The organism is Microbacterium cucumeris (assembly GCF_058349845.2).
Genome location: NZ_JBYRIZ020000001.1, coordinates 1,020,597 through 1,040,609 on the forward strand (window position 1 = coordinate 1,020,597; position 20,013 = coordinate 1,040,609).

General features: G+C 69.4%; 18 protein-coding genes. 3 read left to right on the forward strand and 15 right to left on the reverse strand.

Annotation, left to right across the window (positions count from 1 at the left end; all coding sequences use genetic code 11):
* Nucleotides 1–83: 83 nt before the first annotated feature.
* Together AC3RXZ_RS05030 and dapE are read right to left on the reverse strand one after the other, a co-directional pair.
* Nucleotides 84–1,295 carry a putative hexosyltransferase gene (locus tag AC3RXZ_RS05030; protein WP_243224784.1) on the reverse strand — a complete coding sequence of 404 codons (1,212 nt, stop codon included), beginning with the start codon at nucleotides 1,293–1,295 and terminating at the stop codon, nucleotides 84–86.
* Nucleotides 1,277–2,350, reverse strand: a complete 1,074-nt coding sequence (gene dapE / locus AC3RXZ_RS05035) for a succinyl-diaminopimelate desuccinylase (RefSeq protein ID WP_243224783.1) — start codon at nucleotides 2,348–2,350, stop codon at nucleotides 1,277–1,279. The genes AC3RXZ_RS05030 and dapE overlap by 19 nt, the downstream gene beginning before the upstream one ends.
* 51 nt (nucleotides 2,351–2,401) lie before the next feature.
* Between dapE and dapD the strand changes: the two genes are divergently transcribed.
* Nucleotides 2,402–3,355 carry a 2,3,4,5-tetrahydropyridine-2,6-dicarboxylate N-succinyltransferase gene (dapD, locus tag AC3RXZ_RS05040; RefSeq protein WP_243224782.1) on the forward strand — a complete coding sequence of 318 codons (954 nt, stop codon included), beginning with the start codon at nucleotides 2,402–2,404 and terminating at the stop codon, nucleotides 3,353–3,355.
* 190 nt (nucleotides 3,356–3,545) lie between these two features.
* Nucleotides 3,546–5,036, forward strand: coding sequence for a DEAD/DEAH box helicase (locus tag AC3RXZ_RS05045; RefSeq protein ID WP_491493325.1), 1,491 nt, complete (start codon nucleotides 3,546–3,548; stop codon nucleotides 5,034–5,036).
* A 264-nt stretch (nucleotides 5,037–5,300) separates the two neighbouring features.
* On the opposite strand, the gene AC3RXZ_RS05050 is transcribed toward AC3RXZ_RS05045, so the two are convergent.
* The 10 genes from AC3RXZ_RS05050 to typA form a co-directional block, all read right to left on the reverse strand.
* On the reverse strand, nucleotides 5,301–6,596 hold the full coding sequence (locus AC3RXZ_RS05050) for a citrate synthase (protein WP_243224780.1): 1,296 nt from the start codon (nucleotides 6,594–6,596) through the stop codon (nucleotides 5,301–5,303).
* Nucleotides 6,597–6,749: 153 nt separating this feature from the next.
* A complete protein-coding gene (gene dapC / locus AC3RXZ_RS05055; RefSeq protein WP_491493326.1) occupies nucleotides 6,750–7,862 on the reverse strand; it encodes a succinyldiaminopimelate transaminase in 1,113 nt (370 codons plus the stop codon).
* Nucleotides 7,863–7,864: 2 nt separating this feature from the next.
* Nucleotides 7,865–8,185 (reverse strand): ferredoxin, encoded by a 321-nt coding sequence (fdxA, locus tag AC3RXZ_RS05060; protein ID WP_243224778.1) that lies wholly within the window; start codon nucleotides 8,183–8,185, stop codon nucleotides 7,865–7,867.
* Nucleotides 8,186–8,194: 9 nt separating this feature from the next.
* A complete protein-coding gene (locus tag AC3RXZ_RS05065) occupies nucleotides 8,195–8,662 on the reverse strand; it encodes a histidinol dehydrogenase (RefSeq protein WP_243224777.1) in 468 nt (155 codons plus the stop codon).
* A 41-nt stretch (nucleotides 8,663–8,703) separates the two neighbouring features.
* The gene (locus AC3RXZ_RS05070) at nucleotides 8,704–9,018 is read right to left on the reverse strand and encodes an AzlD domain-containing protein (protein WP_243224776.1); all 315 of its coding nucleotides are present in this window, start codon (nucleotides 9,016–9,018) and stop codon (nucleotides 8,704–8,706) included.
* Nucleotides 9,015–9,725: an AzlC family ABC transporter permease gene (locus AC3RXZ_RS05075; protein WP_243224775.1), complete on the reverse strand. Its 711-nt coding sequence runs from the start codon at nucleotides 9,723–9,725 to the stop codon at nucleotides 9,015–9,017. Before AC3RXZ_RS05075 ends, AC3RXZ_RS05070 begins: the two co-directional genes overlap by 4 nt.
* A 51-nt stretch (nucleotides 9,726–9,776) precedes the next feature.
* Nucleotides 9,777–10,781, reverse strand: a complete 1,005-nt coding sequence (locus AC3RXZ_RS05080) for an aggregation-promoting factor C-terminal-like domain-containing protein (RefSeq protein WP_491493327.1) — start codon at nucleotides 10,779–10,781, stop codon at nucleotides 9,777–9,779.
* A gap of 141 nt (nucleotides 10,782–10,922) precedes the next feature.
* On the reverse strand, nucleotides 10,923–12,548 hold the full coding sequence (locus tag AC3RXZ_RS05085; protein ID WP_243224773.1) for an MFS transporter: 1,626 nt from the start codon (nucleotides 12,546–12,548) through the stop codon (nucleotides 10,923–10,925).
* Nucleotides 12,545–13,552 (reverse strand): glutaminase A, encoded by a 1,008-nt coding sequence (glsA, locus tag AC3RXZ_RS05090; protein ID WP_243224772.1) that lies wholly within the window; start codon nucleotides 13,550–13,552, stop codon nucleotides 12,545–12,547. Before glsA ends, AC3RXZ_RS05085 begins: the two co-directional genes overlap by 4 nt.
* An 89-nt stretch (nucleotides 13,553–13,641) precedes the next feature.
* Nucleotides 13,642–15,552, reverse strand: a complete 1,911-nt coding sequence (gene typA, locus AC3RXZ_RS05095; RefSeq protein WP_243224771.1) for a translational GTPase TypA — start codon at nucleotides 15,550–15,552, stop codon at nucleotides 13,642–13,644.
* A 97-nt stretch (nucleotides 15,553–15,649) separates the two neighbouring features.
* Here typA and AC3RXZ_RS05100 point away from each other — a divergent pair, with 97 nt between their 5' ends.
* Nucleotides 15,650–16,423 carry a CPBP family intramembrane glutamic endopeptidase gene (locus AC3RXZ_RS05100; protein ID WP_491493328.1) on the forward strand — a complete coding sequence of 258 codons (774 nt, stop codon included), beginning with the start codon at nucleotides 15,650–15,652 and terminating at the stop codon, nucleotides 16,421–16,423.
* Here AC3RXZ_RS05100 and AC3RXZ_RS05105 read toward each other — a convergent pair whose 3' ends face one another.
* Genes AC3RXZ_RS05105 through AC3RXZ_RS05115 form a run of 3 tightly spaced genes read right to left on the reverse strand, consistent with a single transcriptional unit; the run spans nucleotide 16,424 to nucleotide 20,005 of the window.
* The gene (locus AC3RXZ_RS05105) at nucleotides 16,424–18,136 is read right to left on the reverse strand and encodes a dipeptide ABC transporter ATP-binding protein (protein ID WP_243224769.1); all 1,713 of its coding nucleotides are present in this window, start codon (nucleotides 18,134–18,136) and stop codon (nucleotides 16,424–16,426) included.
* Complete coding sequence (locus tag AC3RXZ_RS05110) at nucleotides 18,133–19,086, reverse strand: ABC transporter permease (protein ID WP_243224768.1); 954 nt, start codon at nucleotides 19,084–19,086, stop codon at nucleotides 18,133–18,135. Before AC3RXZ_RS05110 ends, AC3RXZ_RS05105 begins: the two co-directional genes overlap by 4 nt.
* Nucleotides 19,076–20,005, reverse strand: coding sequence for an ABC transporter permease (locus tag AC3RXZ_RS05115; protein WP_243226152.1), 930 nt, complete (start codon nucleotides 20,003–20,005; stop codon nucleotides 19,076–19,078). The genes AC3RXZ_RS05110 and AC3RXZ_RS05115 overlap by 11 nt, the downstream gene beginning before the upstream one ends.
* Nucleotides 20,006–20,013: the final 8 nt, after the last annotated feature.

Here is a 20,013-nt window from a genome sequence, read left to right on the forward strand (position 1 = left end):
TTTCCTCGGTGGTATGCATCGAGTTTATCGGTAGGGCCGGTACCCTGTGCGCCCGCTGGGAAGAATCCGTCATGAACAACGGGTCACGGAACCTGCCAGAACGTGTTCCCCAGGGCATACACGTGATAGATCCACAGCCATTGCCCGGCGATGCACAGCACGAGGACGGCGAACCGATACGCCCGCCGCCTCGGCACCACCGCACCCCACAGCGGCGTCAGCGGCAGGAGCAGACGGAACGTCGATGACTGTGGGAAGAACACCGCGAGCAAGTACAGCAGGTAACTGGCGCTCCACAGCCGCACGTCGGCTCCGAGCCGACGGACCGACGGGGCGAACAGCAGCGCCGCTGTCGCGCCGGCCACGAGCAGCACCAGCGCCACGAGACCCCACCACCCCGGCATCCCCCAGTGCGAGAACCAGAACTGCGCCGCCTGGATCCATCCCTCGAACGGCACGAAGCCGTCCTCGCCCATCCCCCAGGCCCGGCGCCACGCCAGCTCGGTGGCGAGGTACGAACCGGCGTCCCCCGTGACGAGGCCGGCGATCACCTGCCAGGCGAAGCCCGTGACGGTCGCGAGCGCACCGAGGAGCAGGATGTGCACGACCTCGACCCTCCGCAGCGGCTCTCGATCACGGCGCACCCAGCGCAGGATGCCGTGCAGCCCCAGGAAGAGCGCGAACGCGAGGATGCCCGGGCGCGTGAATGCCATGATCGGAATGAGGGCGTAGAGGATGCCGTAGCGCCGGCGCTGCACGGCATCCAGCGCGAACAGCAGCATCATGACGAACAGCGCCTCGGCGTATCCGACCTGGAACAGCGCGGCGAGCGGGCCGGAGGCGAAGAAGGCCACAGCCCACAGCGCGGGCGCGGATCCGATCCGCCCGCGCAGCAGCCGGTGCAGAGCGAGGCACGCCGCGTACCCGGCGGCCAGCGAGATCACCAGCGCCCCGGCACCCCAGGAACCCAACGGCACACCCACGATGCGCGCCAGATATGCGTAGACCGGCATGAACGCCCATGCGTTCTCGGCCACCGTGCCCGCTTCGGTGAGCGGCAGTTCGGACGGATAGCCCTCGACCGCGACCAACCAGTACCACTGAGCATCCCATCCGACGACGAAGTCGTCGATTCCGGCCTCGGGTCCGAACCGCGACGCCGGCCCCGACAGGGAGGCCGCGAGGCCCAGCAGCGCGGTGGTCACCAGCCGCGCGAGCACATAGATCGCGGCGATCCGCGCCGCGATCGGAGTCCGTGCCCAGCGCCGGGCGGCGGTCAGGACGCCGTGAGCCACGCGCGCAGGCCCCGCTCGACCGCATCGATCTGCGCCACGGCGACGCGCTCCTCGTCATGGTGCGCGAGGTGCGGGTCACCCGGTCCGTAGTTGACGGCCGGGATGCCCAGCGCCGAGAACCGCGCGACATCCGTCCAGCCGTACTTCGGACGCGGCTCGGCGCCGACGGCCGTCACGAACTGCCGGGCGATGGGCGCGTCGAGTCCTGGGCGGGCGCCGTCCGCGGCGTCCGTGATCTCGACCTCGAAGCCGTCCAGCACCTTGCGGACGTGCGCGGCCGCCTGTGCGGCCGTCTTGCTGGGCGCGAAACGGTAGTTGACCTCGACCTCGCACAGGTCGGGGATCACGTTCCCGGCGACGCCCCCGGAGATGCGCACCGCACTCAGGCTCTCGCGGTACACCAGTCCCTCGACGGGCACCTCCTTGGCGCGGTACTCCGCGAGACGGGCGAGGATGGGAGCCGCCCCGTGGATCGCGTTCTCCCCGACCCAGGCCCGCGCGCTGTGCGCTCGGACTCCGCGGGTGCGCACGACGGCGCGCAGCGTGCCGTTGCAGCCGCCCTCAACCTGGCCGTTCGACGGTTCGCCGAGAATCGCGAAATCGGCCTGGAACAGCTCCGGCCGGGCATCCGAGAGGAGGTTCAGGCCGTTCAGGCTGGCCGCGACCTCCTCGTTGTCGTACCACATCCAGGTGATGTCCAGTGCGGGATCGGTCAGCTCCGCAGCGAGCTTCAACTGCACCGCGACCCCCGCCTTCATGTCGACCGTCCCGCGACCCCACAGGTACGGCTCGCCCTCGACGTCGATGGCGCGCGTGGGCACGTTGTCGTTGATGGGGACGGTGTCGATGTGCCCCGCGATCACGACGCGCTGCGCGCGCCCGCGCTGCGTCCGCGCGACGACCGTGTTCCCGAATCGGAGCACATCGAGATGCGCGAGCGGACGGACCGCCGCCTCGATGGCGTCGGCGAGCGCCGCCTCGTCCCCCGAGACGCTCGGGATGTCGCAGATCGTCCGGGTGATGTCGAGCGAGGACGCGGTGAGATCCAGAGGCATGGCACAAGCCTACGGCTCGGGCGGATCGCGCGGCACGGTAGCGTGGTGGTCATGAGCACTGCGCGCACGGTATGGGGTGTCGGACTGTCCACGATCGCCGCGGACGGCACGGTTCTGGACGCCTGGTATCCCGAGATCGGGTTCGGCGAACTGGATGCCGCGGATGCCGTGGCCGCCGTCGCGACCTGGGAAGCGCTCGCCGACGCCGACGAGCGGCGCAACGTCCGCACCGAGCTGGTGCAGCTGCGGATCGACCTCGACGAGGCGCCCGCGTCGACGGCCGACGCGTACCTGCGTCTGCACGCGCTGTCGCGGCTTCTCGTGCGGCCCAACGACCTGAACCTCGACGGCGTTTTCGGCCACCTGCCGAACAACGCCTGGACCACCGCGGGCCCGATGCTCCCCGCCGACGCCGCGCGGCTGCGGCCGCTGCTGCAGCGCCACGGGATCCAGGTGCAGGGGCTGGACAAGTTCCCGCGCCTGACCGATTACGTCCTCCCCGAGGGCGTTCGCATCGCGGACACGTCGCGCGTACGCCTGGGGGCGCACCTGTCCCCGGGTACGACGGTCATGCACGAGGGCTTCGTCAACTTCAACGCCGGCACGCTCGGTCCCGTCATGGTGGAGGGCCGCATCTCACAGGGCGTCGTCGTCGGCGCGAACAGCGACATCGGCGCCGGCGCGTCGATCATGGGCACCCTGTCCGGCGGAGGCACGGTACGCGTCTCGATCGGCGAGCGCTCGCTGCTGGGCGCGAACGCCGGCATCGGCATCGCGCTCGGCGACGACTGCGTCGTCGAGGCCGGCCTGTACGTGACGGCCGGCTCGAAGGTCGTGCTCGCGGACGGACCGGACGCCGCAGAGGGAGGGAAGCGCACCGTGAAGGCCGCGGAGCTGAGCGGACGCGACGGCCTCCTGTTCTGGCGCAATTCGGTCACCGGCGCCATCGAGGCCAAGCAGCGCGCCGGAGTGGGCGTGACCCTCAACGAGGCGCTGCACGCCTGACCTGGTAGACTTGCGAGGTTGCCCACGGGCAGCTGCGTCGTCGTCACGGGGTCTTCGAGGACCGAAGCGAGCTCACCGCTCCCCCAGCATCTGGCCTTTCGAACGGCGAACCGGAGCGCACCCTCCGTGCGCCCTCGCCCACCTCACACCCACTACCGCGCGCCTCTTCGCGCGCCGACGGAGTACATCCATGCCTTCTTTCCTCGACCTCGGCGTTCCGGCGCCCCTCGCTGCGGTTCTCGAAGCCGACGGCAAGACCGAGGCGTTCGCGATCCAGCGCGACACGCTTCCCGACTCCCTCGCCGGTCGCGACTTGCTCGGCCGCGGCCGCACCGGCAGCGGCAAGACGATCGCCTTCGCGCTCCCGCTCGTCGCCCGGCTCGCCGCGTCCGGCACGCGCACCCGTCCTGGCCACCCGCGCGGCCTCGTCCTCGCCCCGACCCGTGAGCTCGCCACCCAGATCGCCGCGACCGTGTCGCCCCTGGCGAAGGCTGCAGGTCTCACGGTCGCGACCGTGTTCGGCGGCGTCAGCCAGCGCCCGCAGGAGCAGGCGCTGCGCAGCGGGGTGGACATCGTGGTGGCCTGCCCCGGCCGCCTCGAGGATCTCATGAAGCAGAAGGTCGCCTTCATGGATGCCGTGGAGGTCGCCGTCCTGGACGAGGCCGACCACATGGCCGATCTCGGATTCCTCCCCGGCGTCACGCGCATCCTCCAGGCGACTCCGACCGGCGGTCAGCGTCTGCTGTTCAGCGCCACGCTGGACCGCGGCATCGACACCCTCGCCCGGCGTTTCCTGGTGAACCCGGTGAGCCATGAGGTCGACGAGGCCAGCGTCCCCGTCGGCGAGATGACGCACCGCGTGCTGCTCATCGAGGACGTCGACCGCAAGAAGGCGCTCGTGAACCACCTGGCGTCCGGTCTCGGCCGTCGCATCCTGTTCACGCGCACCAAGCACCAGGCGAAGAAGCTCGCGAAGGTGCTGACGGCAGCCGGCATCCCCGCCGTCGACCTGCACGGCAACCTGTCGCAGAACGCCCGCGAGCGCAACCTGGCGGCGTTCTCGTCGGACCCCGCCGACGGCGGCGTCCGCGTCCTCGTCGCGACCGATGTCGCCGCCCGAGGCGTGCACGTGGACAATGTGGATCTCGTCGTCCACGTCGATCCGCCGGTCGAGCACAAGGCGTACCTGCACCGCTCGGGCCGCACGGCCCGTGCGGGCGCCGCAGGCACGGTCGTGACGGTCGTGCTGCCCGAGCAGCGCCGCGACGTGAAGGACCTCCTGCGCAAGGCGCAGATCACGGCCGCGCTCGAGCCCGTGACGACCGACGTCGTCGAGGGCCTGGTCGGCGACCGCGCCCCGCACGTGAAGCCCGCGCCGCCGCAGCAGCAGCAGCAGCAGCAGCGTTCCGCGCAGAAGCCTCAGGGCGGTCAGTCGCGGGGCGGCCAGGCGCAGGGCGGACGTCGCGGCGGCCGTCAGCAGTCGGCAGGGGCGCGCTCCGGTGGACGCGGTCAGGGCGGTCGCGACGCGGCCTCCTCGGCCCGCACCGACGTTCCCCGCGGCGGGTCAGTGGCCCGGTACTCCAGCGAGAGCGGCCAGCACTCCCCCGCGGCCCCGTCCGGACAGCCCTCTCGCAACCGTCGGCGTCGGGCACAGCGCCCCTCGGGCGCCCCGCGCGGCTGACGGGGCCGGCGACCGCCCGTTCCGGTCGCAGATTCCGCCGCCACTCGAGCGGACCCTGCCGTTCAGGTCGCATTCCGTGCCGCTCATGCGCCGGAGAAGCGGCACGAAATGCGACCGGAGCACCGGCACCCGCCGGAGAGCCGGCAAGAATCGCGACCGGAGCGCGACCGCACCGGAACGCGAAGTGCGGCTGGCGGCGTGAGGCTCGACTGAGCGCGCGACGCCGCTGATGTGCGCGCCCTCCGCGACGCGCCGCGACGCGCGTCAGCGCGTGGGGAACGAGCGCTCCGCTGCCCCCGTGTACAGCTGCTGCGGACGGCCGATCTTGGTCTGCGGGTCCAACTGCAGCTCGCGCCACTGCGCCAGCCAGCCGGGGAGACGTCCGATCGCGAAGAGCACGGTGAACATGCGGGTCGGGAAGCCCATGGCCTTGTAGATCACGCCGGTGTAGAAGTCGACGTTCGGGTACAGGCGCCGCTGGACGAAGTAGTCGTCCGCGAGGGCGATCTCCTCGAGCTCCTTGGCGAGGTCCAGCAGGGGGTCGCTGACGCCCAGCGAGGCGAGCACCTCGTCCGCGGCCTCCTTGACGAGCTTGGCCCGCGGGTCGTAGTTCTTGTAGACGCGGTGCCCGAAGCCCATGAGCTTCACACCGTCTTCCTTGTTCTTGACCCGCTCGACGAAGCGCTGCACGCTCTGACCGGACTCGCGGATCTGACCCAGCATCGTGAGGACCGCCTCGTTGGCGCCGCCGTGCAGCGGACCCGACAGCGCCTGGATGCCGGCCGAGACCGAGGCGAACTGGTTGGCGCCGGTGGACCCGACCAGGCGGACCGTCGACGTCGAGGCGTTCTGCTCGTGGTCCTCGTGCAGGATCAGCAGCAGCTCGAGCGCCTTGGACATCACCGGATTGACCTCGTACGGCTCGCTGAGCACGCCGAAGTTCAGCTTGAGGAAGTTGTCCACGAAGCTCAGCGAGTTGTCCGGGTAGAGGAAGGCCTGACCGATGCTCTTCTTGTGGGCGTACGCCGCGATGACCGGGAGCTTCGCGAGCATGCGCACCATGTTGAGCTCGACGTGCTCGGGGTTGTGCGGGTCAGTCTGGCCCTCGTAGTAGGTGGACAGTGCGGCGACGGCCGAGGAGAGCACCGACATGGGATGCGCGGTGTGCGGCAGCGCCGAGAAGAAGTGCTTGAGATCCTCGTGCAGCAGCGTGTGGCGCCGGATGCGCTCGTCGAAGTCGCTGAGTTCTGAGGGCGTCGGCAGCTCGCCGTAGATGAGGAGCCAGGCCACCTCGAGGTAGCTGCAGTTCTTGGCGATCTGCTCGATCGGGTACCCGCGATAGCGCAGGATGCCCTGGTCGCCGTCGATGAACGTGACCGCCGACTTGGTCGACGCCGTGTTCACGAACCCGTAGTCCAGAGCCGTGTAGCCGGTCTGGCGCGTGAGAGTCGAGAAGTCGATGCTGTCGTTGCCGCTCGTGCCGCGCACCACCGGGAATTCCGCCGTGGTTCCGTCGATCGAAAGGGTCGCCTTCGCCTGCTGGTCGCCCGTCGCGCTCACGCGGACCTCCTCCTACGTCTGTGTGGACCGTGTTGGTCTGGGGTCGTCGGCTCCGGGCGTCGTGCGCCGGCCGAAGAATCGCCTCTACAGCCTAGTGCGCACACCGGCCTACTGTGACATCCGCCAAGAGATGCATGCTCGGGATGCCGAAACCTACAGCGCCGCCGAGTGCAGCCGTCGCGCCGCCTCCGCGACGCGCTCGGTGGCCGCGGTCAGCGACAGCCGGATGTGCTCCGTCGAGTCCGCGCCGTAGAACGGACCGGGACCTGCGAGGATGCCGCGATCGGCGAGGCGGCCCATCGTCTCCCACGCGTCGCGGCCCTCTGTGGCCCACAGATACAGGCCCGCCTCCGACCCGTCGATGCGGAATCCTGCGGCGGTCACGGCGGGCAGCAGCAGTTCGCGGCGCTCGCGGTAGAGCTGCTTCTGAGCCGCGACGTGCTCGTCGTCGCGCAGCGCGACCGCCATGGCGTGCTGCACGGGAGCCGGCGGCATGAGTCCCAGATGCTTGCGCGCCGTGAGCAGATCGCCGACGACCCGCGCGCACCCGGCGAGGAACGCCGCGCGGTAGCCGGCGAGATTGGACTGCTTGCTCAGCGAGTACACGCTCAGCAGGTTCGCCCTGCTGCCGCCGGTCACGCGAGGATCCAGCACAGACGGCACCGGCTCGCTCGCCCACGGCCCGTCCCAGCCCAGCTCGGCATAGCACTCGTCGCTCGCGAGCACCGCGCCGATCTCCCGTGCGCGGCGCACGGCCGCGGCGAGCTCAGGTACGGTCCAGGTGCGTCCGTCGGGGTTGCCGGGGCTGTTGATCCAGACCAGGCGTGCACCGTCGGGCCAGTCGGCGGGGTCGTCGGCGCGCACCGGGGTCGCCCCGGCGACCTGCGCGCCGACCTCATAGGTGGGGTAGGCCACCGTCGGGTGCACGACCACGTCCCCTTCGCCGAGGCCGAGCAACGTCGGCAGCAGCGCGACGAGCTCCTTCGAGCCGATCGTGGGGAGGACGTTCGCGACGGTCAGGTCCGGCACGCCGCGTCGGCGGGCGTACCAGTCCACGATCGCCTCCCTCAGCGCCGGGGAGCCGACCGTCTGCGGGTAGGCGTGAGCATCGGTCGCCTCCGCCAGCGCGGTGCGGATGATCTCGGGCGTCGGGTCCACCGGGGAGCCGACCGACAGATCGACCAGGCCGTCCGGATGCTGAGCGGCGCGGTCGCGGAACGGGGTGACCGCATCCCAGGGGTAGTCGGCCAGGTCTCGGACCGACACCGTCACTCCCCCTGCGGGGGAAGGGCCGCGATGATCGGGTGGTCGTGGTGGATCACGCCGATCTTGGCCGCACCGCCGGGAGAGCCGACCTCGTCGAAGAACTCGACGTTGGCCTTGTAGTAGTCCTGCCACTCCTCGGGGAGGTCGTCCTCGTAGTAGATCGCCTCCACGGGGCACACGGGCTCGCACGCGCCGCAGTCCACGCACTCGTCGGGATGGATGTACAGCGATCGCTCGCCCTCGTAGATGCAGTCCACGGGACACTCGTCGATGCAGGCACGATCCTTCACATCGACACACGGCAGGGCGATCACATACGTCACCCGTCCAGTCTACGACCCGTGACCGGCCGGCTCCTCCCGCACTCCGGGGACCGCTGTGATGACGTCGGGCGCTCCGGATGGTGCGGGCGCGCCGGCAGCCGCAGGAGCGGGCCGTCCGGTCGCCGGACGGGAGAACCGCGGCCACGCGACCGCGAGAAGCACCAGACCCGCGACGAGATAGATCCAGATGCGTCCCCACACGCCGTCCGCCACGACCACGGAACCCCCGGGGCCGACCCCGGAGATGAGCGTGACCATGCCCAGCATCCCGAGTCCGGCGGCGAGCGTGGCACCGCGGTCATGGGTGAGCGCGCGGATCGCGACGAGCAGGGCGCCGCACGCGATGGCGGCGATGATGAGGCCCACGGGAACCGCTCCCCACGTCAGGCTGTGGGCGATCGTGCCCGCCACTCCGTAGACGCCTCCGACGAGCGCGGCGGCGACCCAGGAGAGGATGCGGGAGAGCCAGGTGTTCACCCTGCGATTCTACGGGGACCGCACCGAGCGGATGCCGCTTCTCACGCCGCCCAGCCGGCCAGGCGCAGCAGCGCGGCGACCGCCGCGGCCGCGAACACGACGACGAGGAAGGACTGCCGCAGCCACAGCAGCACCGCCGCGACGAGCACCGCGGGCACGCGGGCGTCGACGACGATCGCCTGCCCGTCCCCGAGGGTCTGCACGGCGACCAGCGCGGCGAGCAGTGCGACCGTGAGCAGATCGGAGATCCGCGCCGGGCGGGCAGCGGCGAGGATGTGCGCCGGGATGAGGTAGCCGAACGTCTTCAGCGCGACGCAGATGCACGCCGCCAGCAGCACGGCGCTCCAGATGCTCATGCGCCGGCCTCCCGCCCTGCCGGGGCGACGTCACGACCGAGCCAGTTGAACCAGCCCACCACGATGGCGACGACCGCGGCCAGCAGCACCGGGATGCCTGGCATGAGCCACGGGGTCAGTGATGCGGCCACGACCGCGGCGGCGATCCCGACGGCGACGGCCTGGCGTTGCCTGAGCCGAGGCCACAGCAGCGCCAGGAACGCGGCGGCGGCCGCGGCATCCAGGCCCCACGCGCGGGGGTCGCCCAGGACGTCCCCGAGCAGTGCGCCGACGAGCGTCGTGGCGTTCCAGCCGAGGAAGATCCCGATGCCGGTGACCCAGAAGCCGATGCGGCTCAGACGCGGATCGTCCTGCGAGATCGCGACGGCGGTCGATTCGTCGATCGTGAACTGGGCGGCGGCCGCACGACGCCAGAATCCTCGGCCGATGATCGGCGACATCCGCATGCCGTACGCGACGTTTCGGACGCCGAGCAGCGCCGCGGAGGCGATCGCGGAGGGAAGGGCCGAGACGCCGCCGGAGGCGAGCACCCCGATGAAGGCGAACTGGGAGCCGCCCGTGAACATCAGCAGGCTCAGCACGCACGTCTGCCAGACGTCCAGCCCCGAGGCCACGGCGAGAGCGCCGAACGAGATCCCGTACGCGCTCGTGGCGAGGGCGACGCCGAGACCCTCCCGCCACACTTCGCGGGAGCTCTCGGTCGTCATCCCCTCATCCTAGGATGCGGCCGCAGTGCGGTCGCGTCCTCGCGGATCTGCTCAGTACCAGTCGGTCGCCTGCGAGTGCCCCCACGCCGCGCACGGCGAGCCGTACGCGCGATCGATGTAGCTCAGGCCCCACGCGATCTGGGTCGTCGCGTTGGTGCGCCAGTCGCTTCCGGCGGTGGCCATCTTGTCGCCGGGCAGCGACTGCGGGATGCCGGTCGCGCCGGACGAGGCGTTGTAGGCCTGGTAGTTCCAGCCCGACTCCTTGGTCCACAGCGACTCGAGGCAGGAGAACTCCCCGTCGCCCCAGCCGTACTGGCTCGCGGCCATGGCGCGCGCGGTCGCCTTCGCCCCCTCCGGGGTGTTGGCCGCGGCGCGGGCCGCCGCGGCGCGTTCGGCCGCGGCCTTCTTCTCGGCCGCCGCCTTCTGGGCAGCCGTGAGCGCCTCGCGCAGCGCGGCGGTGTCCGCGACGACGGACGCGGTGTCCTCGGCGACCTCGGCCGTGTCCAGGACGACCTCGAGAGGTGCCTCGCGTTCGGCGTCGGTGGTGAGCGCGGTCTCGTCGGCGACGTTCACGGTGTCCGCCAGGTCGGCGATTCCCGCTTCGAGCACGCTGGTGTCGATGGTCGTCTCGGCCTCGACGGTCAGGCCGGAGTCCGCGACCTCGGCCGTCAGCGCCGCAGCATCCGCCACGGCGGTCTCGGCTGCGGTGATCGTGGTCGTGACGTCCTCCGCGATGCCGGCGAGCGGAACGGCGAGTGCGGCGGCGCCGGTGGCCTCGGCGTTGGGATCGGCCGTGGTCACCGTGGCGAGCGACGCCACGGCGTCAGAATGCGCCTCGACGGCCGCGGCGGCGGAGGACGCGGTGCCGGCCGTGACGGCGACACTGAGGACGGCACCCAGGGCGATGCCGAGGACGAGCGGGTGGCGGGATGTGACGTCCGCGTGGGCGCGGGCCATCGTCGCGGCGCGCGCGGAGGCGCGCGTGAGCGGGGAATGCAGCATGAAGGGTTCGACTTTCGGGTCGTCGTCGGCCCGGACCCCTGCAGGGCAGCTCATCGGGAGCTCATCCCGGGCACGGTGATCGAGTCTGATCCCCTTACCTGGGCGAAACCATTCGCCCGCCTGGACGTCCCGTGGTTTTTTCCCGGGAATGGACGCCTCTCGTTCCCGGGAAAGTATGTTATGAGTTCGTTATCTTCACTCGTCCGCCGGCGAGGGATCCGGGATCTCCTCGGGCTTGTACCGTGGCAGGCGGGAGGCCGGAAGGATCGCCAGGGCGCTGACGCCGGCGAGAACCAGCAGTCCCAGCCGCAGCGCGTCCAGTCGTGTCTGCTCGTTGACCTCTACCGCGGCATCCACCTGTGCCGGCGTCGCGTCGGTCTCGGCCAGCGCCTCGCGCAGGTCGTCGTTGCTGATGAAGTTCAGCTCGTCCATGTTGACCTGCTCGACGAGCGCCGGAGGGATCTCCGGGTGCTCGACGACGGCCCGGCCGACACTGAGCCCCAGCAGGGAGACGAGCAGCGCGCCGGCCACCGCCGTGCCGACGGCGGATGCGAGGTTCTGCGTCGTGCCGCGCAGCGAACCGACGTCACCGGCGAGCTCGGAGGGCGCCGAGGTGACGAGCACGTTGAACACCAGGGTCACGAGCGCCCCCTGGCCGATGCCGAAGACGATGAGCCCCAGGATCGTGGGCAGCGTCTCCCAGTTGTTCGTGACGACGAAGGACAGCCAGACCAGTGCCGCTGTGGTGAGGATGAACCCGAACACACCGATGGTGCGCGGCGGGTATCGCCGGTAGAAGCGCACCACGAGGGTCGCCGTGATGAACACCGTGAGGTTGAACGGCATCATCGCCAGGGATGTGTCGAAGGGCGTCCGCCCCTGCACGATCTGGATGTAGAGCGGGATCGAGAAGTTCACGCATGCCTCGAGCGCGACGACGATGAACATCGCGTACACCGCCGCCCGCTCGCGCGAGGACTTCAGGATGCTCAGATCGATGAGCGGCACCTTGCCCTCGCGCATGCGCCGGCGCGTCCACAGGAAGAACGCCTGTCCCAGGATGACACCCAGCACGATGAGCACCGGCGCTGGAGACAGGCCGAGGACGTCGAACGGCGCGGCGTCGGTCGCCTGCACCGCGCCCCAGGCGTTCAGATTGTTGAAGCCGAGAGTCAGCAGCACGATCGCGGCACCGATGAGCGCGGACGCCACCAGGTCGATGCGGATCGTGGCGTCGCCGCGGTCACCGCGCAGCGTGAAGCTGAACGCGAAGACGACGACGGCGATCGCGAGCACGATCATGAAGACGGGGCGCCAGCCCACCAGCGTCCCGAGCGTGCCCCCGATGAGGAAGGCCGTCACGCCGGAGATCGCCCTGGCCGATCCCAGGCCCCCGATCGCGGTGGCCTGCTGCGCTCCGCGGTAGTTCTCTGCGATCAGGGCGACGAGGGCGGGCACGATGATGGCCGCCGAGGCCCCGGCGAGCGCCTGACCCGCGATCGCCCACGCGACGCTCTGCGACACGATCATGAGCACCGACGATGCCGCGAAGAGCGCGACGACGACGCGGAACATCAGCACCCAGCCGACCCGCTGGCCGAGCTTCGCGCCGGTCATGACGAGGGCGGCGACGGCGAGTCCGTACACCACGATCGTGGAGCTCGCGACCGTGGGCGGGACGCCGAAGTCGTCGACCATGCCTCCCAGCGAGATGGGCAGCGCCGCGACGTTGAACGACATCAGGACCTGCGCGAGGAACAGGCTCACCATTGGCAGCCAGCTGCTGCGCTGCTCGACGGCGGGAGTGGCGGACGCGGTCATGAGAGCTCCTGGACGTGAGGGGCGGAGGCGAACAGGTTGAGTCCGAGGGCGCGGGAGAGGTGTCCGATGGCGAGCTGCGCCCGCACCGAGTTGCCCGCGCTGTCGAGGCGCGGCGAGAAGGCGGCGGCCGCCCCCTTCCCAGGGGAGACCGCGACGATGCCGCCGGCGACGCCGGACTTCGCGGGGAGCCCGATCTCGAAGAGCCATTCCCCGGACCGCTCGTACAGGCCGGTCGACGCGAGCACGGCGAGCGTGTCGCGGCAGACGTCCGCCGAGACGACCCGTTCCCCCGTCACGGGATTCACGCCGCCGTCGGCGAGCGTCGCCCCCATGACGGCGAGATCGTGGGTGGTCACGCTCAGCGCGCACTGGCGCGTGTAGACGTCGACGATCTCGTCCGGGTCGCCCTCCAGCCGCCCGTAGCCGACGAGCAGGCGCCCGATGGCGCGGTTGCGGTCGTTGGTCTCGGCCTCGGAGCGGTACACCTCGCCGTCCATGCTCAGCTGACGCCCCGCGAACGCGGACAGACCCTGCCGGATGGTCTCCCATTTCTCGGCGGGGGTGGCCCCGGGGACCAGAGCGGTCGTGGCGATGGCTCCGGCGTTGACCATCGGGTTCATGGGGTGCCCGGCGTTGAGCTCGAGCGCCATGAGCGAGTTGAAGGCCAGGCCGGTGTTGTTGACGCCGACGATGTCCCGCACGTGCGCGTGCCCGTGCTCGGCGATCGCGAGCGCGTAGACGAACATCTTCGAGATCGACTGGATCGAGAAGGGGTGCAGCGCGTCGCCGGCATCGTGGACGCCGCCGGCGACCTCGATCACGGCGATCCCGAACAGCTCGGGGTCCGCCTGGGCGAGGATCGGGATGTAGTCCGCGACGGCCCCGGAGGACTCCTCCGCGTAGCGCTCGTGCGCCTGGCGCACCAGCTCCTCGACGCGATGCCACCCCGGGAGCCTTCCTGTGGAGACCTCCTGCGGCACGTTCTGGAACCGGGTCGGGTCCACAGGCATCCTCCTCGCACAGCGCCGCCCCCAGCGGCTAGGTCACACCATAGCGGTTGGGGGCGGCGGCGTCCGAGCGTCGAGCCGGAATGTCAGGCGTTGGCGTCCTGGCGCTTCAGGCGCGAGGCCTCGCGGGCGCGGATCGTCTGGTCGAGGATCACCTTGCGGATGCGCACCTTCTCGGGGGTGACCTCGACGCATTCGTCGTCGCGGGCGAACTCGAGGCTCTCCTCCAGCGAGAGCTGCCGGGGCGGGGTCAGGCGCTCCAGTTCATCCGCCGTGGAGGAGCGCATGTTGGTGAGCTTCTTCTCCTTGGTGATGTTGACGTCCATGTCGTCGGCGCGCGTGTTCTCACCGACGACCATGCCCTCGTAGACCTCTTCGGTGGGCTGCACGAAGAAGCTCATGCGCTCCTGCAGCGCCATCATGGCGAACGGGGTGGCGACGCCGGCGCGGTCGGCGACGATCGAGCCGGACGCACGTGCCACGATCTGGCCCGCCCAGTCGTCGTAGCCGTGCGAGATCGCGTTGGCGATGCCGGTGCCGCGCGTGACGGACATGAACTCGGTGCGGAAGCCGATCAGGCCCCGCGACGGCACGACGAACTCCATGCGCACCCAGCCGGTGCCGTGGTTCGTCATGCCCTCCATGCGCCCCTTGCGCGCCGCGAGCAGCTGCGTGATCGCGCCGAGGTACTCCTCCGGAGCGTCGATCGTGAGGTGCTCGAAGGGCTCCTGGACCTTGCCGTCGACCTTCTTCGTGACCACCTGCGGCTTGCCGACGGTGAGCTCGAAGCCCTCACGGCGCATGTTCTCCACGAGGATCGCGAGCGCGAGCTCGCCGCGGCCCTGCACCTCCCAGGCGTCCGGCCGGCCGATGTCGACGACCTTGAGGGACACGTTTCCGATGAGCTCGCGGTCGAGGCGGTCCTTTACCATGCGGGCGGTGAGCTTGTGGCCCTTCACCTTGCCGACCAGGGGCGAGGTGTTCGTGCCGATGGTCATCGAGATGGCGGGGTCGTCGACGGTGATCGCCGGAAGCGGCCGGATGTCGTCCGGATCGGCGATGGTCTCGCCGATCGTGATGTCCTCGATGCCGGCGATCGCGACGATGTCGCCGGGGGCGGCGGATTCGGCGGGGAAGCGCTCGAGAGCGCGGGTCTTCAGCAGCTCGGTGATGCGGACGTTCGAATGCGATCCGTCGTGACGCACCCAGGCGACGGTCTGCCCCTTCTTGAGCGTGCCGTTGAACACGCGCAGCAGCGCGAGGCGGCCGAGGAACGGGCTGGAGTCGAGGTTGGTGACCCACGCCTGCAGCGGCGCCTCGTCATCGTACGACGGTGCGGGGATGTGCTCGAGGATCGCCTCGAACAGGGGCTCGAGGTCGTCGTTGTCCGGCAGTTCGCCGTTGGCCGGGCGCGTACGGGACGCCGCGCCGGCACGGCCGGAGGCGTACACCACCGGGACGTCGAGCAGAGCGTCGACATCGAGGTCGGGGACGTCGTCGGACAGGTCGGAGGCGAGCCCGAGCAGCAGGTCGTGCGCCTCCTCCTCGACCTCGGCGATGCGGGCATCGGGGCGGTCGGTCTTGTTGACGAGCAGAATGACCGGGAGCTTGGCCTCGAGTGCCTTGCGCAGTACGAACCGCGTCTGGGGCAGCGGGCCCTCGGACGCGTCCACGAGCAGGACGACGCCGTCCACCATCGACAGGCCGCGCTCGACCTCGCCGCCGAAGTCGGCGTGGCCGGGGGTGTCGATCACGTTGATCGTGACCGGGACGTCGGTGTGGGCGCCGTTGTACGTGATCGCGGTGTTCTTCGCGAGGATCGTGATGCCCTTCTCGCGCTCGAGATCGTTCGAGTCCATCGCGCGCTCGTCGACGTGGGCGTGCTCGCCGAAGGAGCCGGTCTGACGGAGCATGGCGTCGACGAGGGTGGTCTTGCCGTGGTCGACGTGCGCCACGATGGCGACGTTGCGGAGGTCGGAGCGGAGGGCGTGCGCCATGAAGGAGTCCTCAGAAGATGTGGGATGCGCCGGGATGCCGACTCCTCAGGATATCGCACGCTCGCTGAGGCCTCACTGAGCGGCATACGATCGACGGGTGACGACTCCCCCGGCATCCCGTGCGCGACTGCGGTGGGAGATCGCGATCGTGCTGGCGCTGGGGCTCGGGCAGTCGGCCGTGTACGCGATCGTACAACTGGCGTACCGCCTGACCGATTCCGTCCCCCTGGCCGACCAGACCGCGACGCTGAACCCCTCCCGCAGCGACCGCGAGATCTTCGACTTCGTCTACCAGGTGCTCTCGATCGCGTTCTCGCTGGTTCCGGTGCTGCTGGTGTGCTTCCTGCTCTGGCAGAGCTCGCGTCCCCACCTGGCGAGGCTCGGCCTGGACGGTCGTCGCATCCGGGGCGACGTGGGGCGCGGCATCCTGCTCGTGCTGGCGATCGGCATCCCGGGTCTCGCCCTCTACGCCACCGGACGGATGCTGGGGATGTTCGTGGCCGTGGACCCGGCCGGGCTGGACGCGCACTGGTGGACCGTGCCGATCCTGCTGCTCTCGGCCGCGCGGGCGTCGATCCAGGAGGAATTCGTCGTCCTCGGATACCTGTTCGCGCGGCTGAAGCAGCTGGGCTGGGGTCCGTGGCCGATCATCATCGCGACGAGCCTCCTGCGTGCGACCTATCACCTCTATCAGGGGCCGGGCGCCTTCCTCGGCAACCTGGCCATGGGCCTGCTGTTCGGCTGGCTGTTCACTCGCTCGGGCCGGCTGCTGCCGTTCCTCGTCGCGCACTTCCTCATCGATGCGGCGGTCTTCGTCGGCTACCCCTGGGCGGCGGCGACGTGGCCGGCGGTGTTCGGCCTGCCGGGCTGATCAGCCGGCCCCCTGTCCCAGCGTGATCGCCGCACCCGGAATGGCGTCGAGCAGCCGCTGCGTGTATTCCTGACGAGGATTCGCGAAGATCTCGTCCACCGAGCCGTGTTCGACGATCCGCCCCTGCTCCATCACGCAGACACGGTCGGCGATCACACGCACGACGGCGAGATCGTGCGTGATGAACAGGTAGGTGAGGTCGAGATCCGCCTGCAGCTGGGCGAGCAGCTCGAGCACCTGCGCCTGCACCAGGACGTCGAGCGCGGAGACTGCCTCATCGAGCACGACGATCTCCGGCTTGAGCGCCAGTGCCCGCGCGATCGCGACGCGTTGACGTTGTCCTCCGGATAGCTCGTTCGGGTAGCGGTCGACGATGCTGGCTGGAAGCGCGACCTGATCGAGCACTTCGAGTACGCGTGCGCGCCGCGATGTCGAATCCCCGACGCCGTGCACGCGCAAGGGCTCGGCAACCGTGTTGCCGATGTTGTGCAACGGATCGAGCGACCCGTACGGGTCCTGGAACACCGGCTGCATCTGGCGCCGCAACGCCTGCAGCTCGGCTCGGCCGAGAGCGTCGATGTCGCGACCATTGACGCGAATCGTCCCGGACGTCTTCGGCTCGAGCCGCAGCAACAGCTTCGCCGCGGTCGACTTCCCCGAGCCGGATTCTCCGACGATGGCCATAGTGGAGCCTTTGGGCACGCTGAGGGAGATCCCGTCGACCGCTGTGAACGGCTGGGATCGGAAGCCGGTCCCCCGGATCCGGTAGACCTTGGTCACGTCGACGAACTCGATCGCCGTCGAAACATCGACCTGCTGTCCCGTTGCCGGAGCCAGAGCGGCGAGATCCAGATCTGCGGGCAACGCGGCGGTCGCGGGCTCGACCCCTGTCTGGATCCGCTTGGACGCCAGGCTCGGAGCCGCGGCCACGAGACGCTGCGTGTATGGATGCTGCGGATTCTGCAGGATCTCCAGCGCCGGCCCGGACTCCACGATGCGCCCGCGGTGCATCACGAGGAGGTTCTCGGCCCGCTCAGCCGCGAGCCCGAGATCATGGGTGATGAACAGCACCGCAGTGTTTCGCTCAGCGGTGAGCATGGCGAGGTGATCGAGGATTCGTTTCTGCACCGTGACGTCGAGCGCGCTCGTCGGTTCGTCCGCGATGAGGAGCTCGGGATCGGATGACAGGCCGATTCCGATGAGCACGCGCTGGCGCATGCCGCCGGAGAATTCATGTGGGAACTGCCGAAGCCGACGCTCGGCATCGGCGAGACCGGCTTCGTTCAACACGGAGATCGCCTTCTTGCGCGCAGCTCGACGGCTCGTGGCCAGTCCGTTCGCGAAGATCGTCTCCTGCACCTGAAAACCGATCCGGTGAACCGGGTTGAGGCTGTTCATCGGATCCTGTGGCACGAGTCCGATCCGTTTGCCGCGGACATCCTCCATCCCGGACCGGCCCAAGGTCGTGAGCTCCTGACCCTGCAGCTGCACCGACCCGCCGGTGATTCTCCCGCTGCCGGGAAGCAGATTGATGAGCGCGTGCGCCGTGGTCGACTTGCCGGAACCCGACTCGCCCACGATCGCCATCGTCTCGCCGGGGTAGATGTCGAAACTGACTCCGCGAACTGCGGGCACGTAGCCGTCCTGGGTCTTGAACGCGACTTCCAGGTTCTCGACCGCCAGCAGCGGTCCTTCCAGCTCGTTGCGGCTCATCGCAGTGCCCTCGCCTTCGGATCGAGCGCGTCTCGGACCGTCTCACCGAGCATGATGAAGGACAGCACGGTGAGCGACAGCGCGATGGACGGATAGATCAGCGGCAGCGGATCGGTGCGCAGACGGATCTGCGCCTTCGAGATGTCCGTACCCCAGGAGACGATGTTCCCGGGCAGGCCGACCCCCAGGAACGACAGCGTCGCCTCAGCGGTGATGGCCGCCGCCAGCCCGACCGTGCTCACCACGATCACCGGGGCGATCGAATTCGGGAGCACGTGCGTGAACATGGTGCGCACGCGGGACACTCCGAGCGCTTCGGACGCCAGCACGAAGTCGTTGGACCGCACGCGCAGGATCTCGGATCTGAGGATTCGTGCGGTGGCCGGCCATGCGAAGAATCCGATCGCGAGCGAGATCACCAGGATGTTGCGGTTGTCCAGGAACATCGACATGATCACGACCGCAGCGAGAATGTACGGGATCGCGAAGAACATGTCGCTGATGCGCATCAGAAGCGAATCGACCCATCCGCCGAAGAAGCCGGCGAAGGCGCCGATCACGATGCCGAGCACCGCGATGATCACCGTCACGATGACCCCGACGCTGAGGGAGGTGGTCGTGCCATGGATCACACGCGAGTACACGTCGCACCCCTGGAAATCGAACCCCATCGGGTGTCCTGCGGTCGGGGGATCGTTCGAATCGTCCAGATTGCACGCGGTCGGCGAGATCTGGACGAACAGGCCGGGGAAGATCGCGATGATCGTCAGCGCCACGACGACGAACCCGGCGACCCAGAACATCCAGCGCCCGCGGAGATCGCGCCACGCGTCGAGCCAGAGGTTGCTCTTGCGTGCGCTGACGCGCACGGCGTCGACGGCGCCGATGCCCTCTTCATCGATGTCGGCCACGAAATGCGGCATGCGGTGGGTTCGAAGGTTATCTGGCATAGCGGATCCTCGGGTCGAGCACGCCGTAGAGCAGGTCGATCAGCAGGTTGACGAGTACGTAGATCACCACGAGGATCGTGACGATCGAGACGATCTCCGGTCCGTCGTGGCGATTGATCGCCTCGAACAGCTCGTTGCCGACGCCCGGGACGTTGAAGATGCCTTCTGTCACGGTCGCTCCGACGATCAGGATGCCGAAATCGGCGGCGAGGTTGGTCGTGACGGGGATGAGCGAGTTGCGCAGCACATGCACCGGGATGACGCGGCTGGTGGAGAGGCCCTTGCCGTAGGCCATCCGAACGAAGTCCTGCTGTCGCGTCTCGATCACGGATGCCCGAGTCAGTCGGATGACGTAGGCGAAGTTCAACGCTGCGAGCACGATGGCCGGAAGTATGAGATCGCTCCAGGGCGCCCCTGGCCCGACGGTCGGCCGGAAGAGTCCGAGCTGGATGCCCAGGAAGTACTGCGCGACGAACGCCAGCACGAACACGGGGACGGAGATGAGCACGAGGCTCAGCAGCATCGAGGCATGGTCGACGATCCCGTTCTTGCGCAGCCCCGCGATCAGACCGATCGCGACACCGAACACCAGTTGGATGAGCACTGCGAGCAGGGCGAGACGCAGCGTCACCGGGAAGGTCCTCGCAAGGATGTCGTTGACGCTCTGTCCACGGAACGTCGTGCCGAGGTCGCCCTGGAACAGGTCGCCGAGGTAGATCAGGTAGCGCTGGAGGAAGGGCTCGTTCAGGTGGAAGCGCTCCTGAAGCGCCTCGTACTGCGCTGGCGTCGGCGTCTTGTCGCCGAACAACGCGAGGATCGGGTCCCCCGGCAGGAGGAAGACCATCGAGTAGATCAGGAACGTCGCCCCGAGGAAGACGGGAATCGCCTGCAGGAGGCGTCGGATGATGTAGGCAGTCATGTCAGGCA

What these genes read in the sequence shown, in the direction of transcription:
- dapE (WP_243224783.1), bottom strand. Translation starts at nt 2,350, where the DNA reads ATGCCTCTGGATCTCACCGCGTCCTCGCTCGACATCACCCGGACGATC.
- dapD (WP_243224782.1), top strand. Translation starts at nt 2,402, where the DNA reads ATGAGCACTGCGCGCACGGTATGGGGTGTCGGACTGTCCACGATCGCC.
- AC3RXZ_RS05045 (WP_491493325.1), top strand. Translation starts at nt 3,546, where the DNA reads ATGCCTTCTTTCCTCGACCTCGGCGTTCCGGCGCCCCTCGCTGCGGTT.
- AC3RXZ_RS05070 (WP_243224776.1), bottom strand. Translation starts at nt 9,018, where the DNA reads ATGAGCATCTGGAGCGCCGTGCTGCTGGCGGCGTGCATCTGCGTCGCG.
- AC3RXZ_RS05075 (WP_243224775.1), bottom strand. Translation starts at nt 9,725, where the DNA reads ATGACGACCGAGAGCTCCCGCGAAGTGTGGCGGGAGGGTCTCGGCGTC.
- AC3RXZ_RS05080 (WP_491493327.1), bottom strand. Translation starts at nt 10,781, where the DNA reads ATGAGCTGCCCTGCAGGGGTCCGGGCCGACGACGACCCGAAAGTCGAA.
- AC3RXZ_RS05085 (WP_243224773.1), bottom strand. Translation starts at nt 12,548, where the DNA reads ATGACCGCGTCCGCCACTCCCGCCGTCGAGCAGCGCAGCAGCTGGCTG.
- typA (WP_243224771.1), bottom strand. Translation starts at nt 15,552, where the DNA reads ATGGCGCACGCCCTCCGCTCCGACCTCCGCAACGTCGCCATCGTGGCG.
- AC3RXZ_RS05105 (WP_243224769.1), bottom strand. Translation starts at nt 18,136, where the DNA reads ATGAGCCGCAACGAGCTGGAAGGACCGCTGCTGGCGGTCGAGAACCTG.
- AC3RXZ_RS05110 (WP_243224768.1), bottom strand. Translation starts at nt 19,086, where the DNA reads ATGCCAGATAACCTTCGAACCCACCGCATGCCGCATTTCGTGGCCGAC.
- AC3RXZ_RS05115 (WP_243226152.1), bottom strand. Translation starts at nt 20,005, where the DNA reads ATGACTGCCTACATCATCCGACGCCTCCTGCAGGCGATTCCCGTCTTC.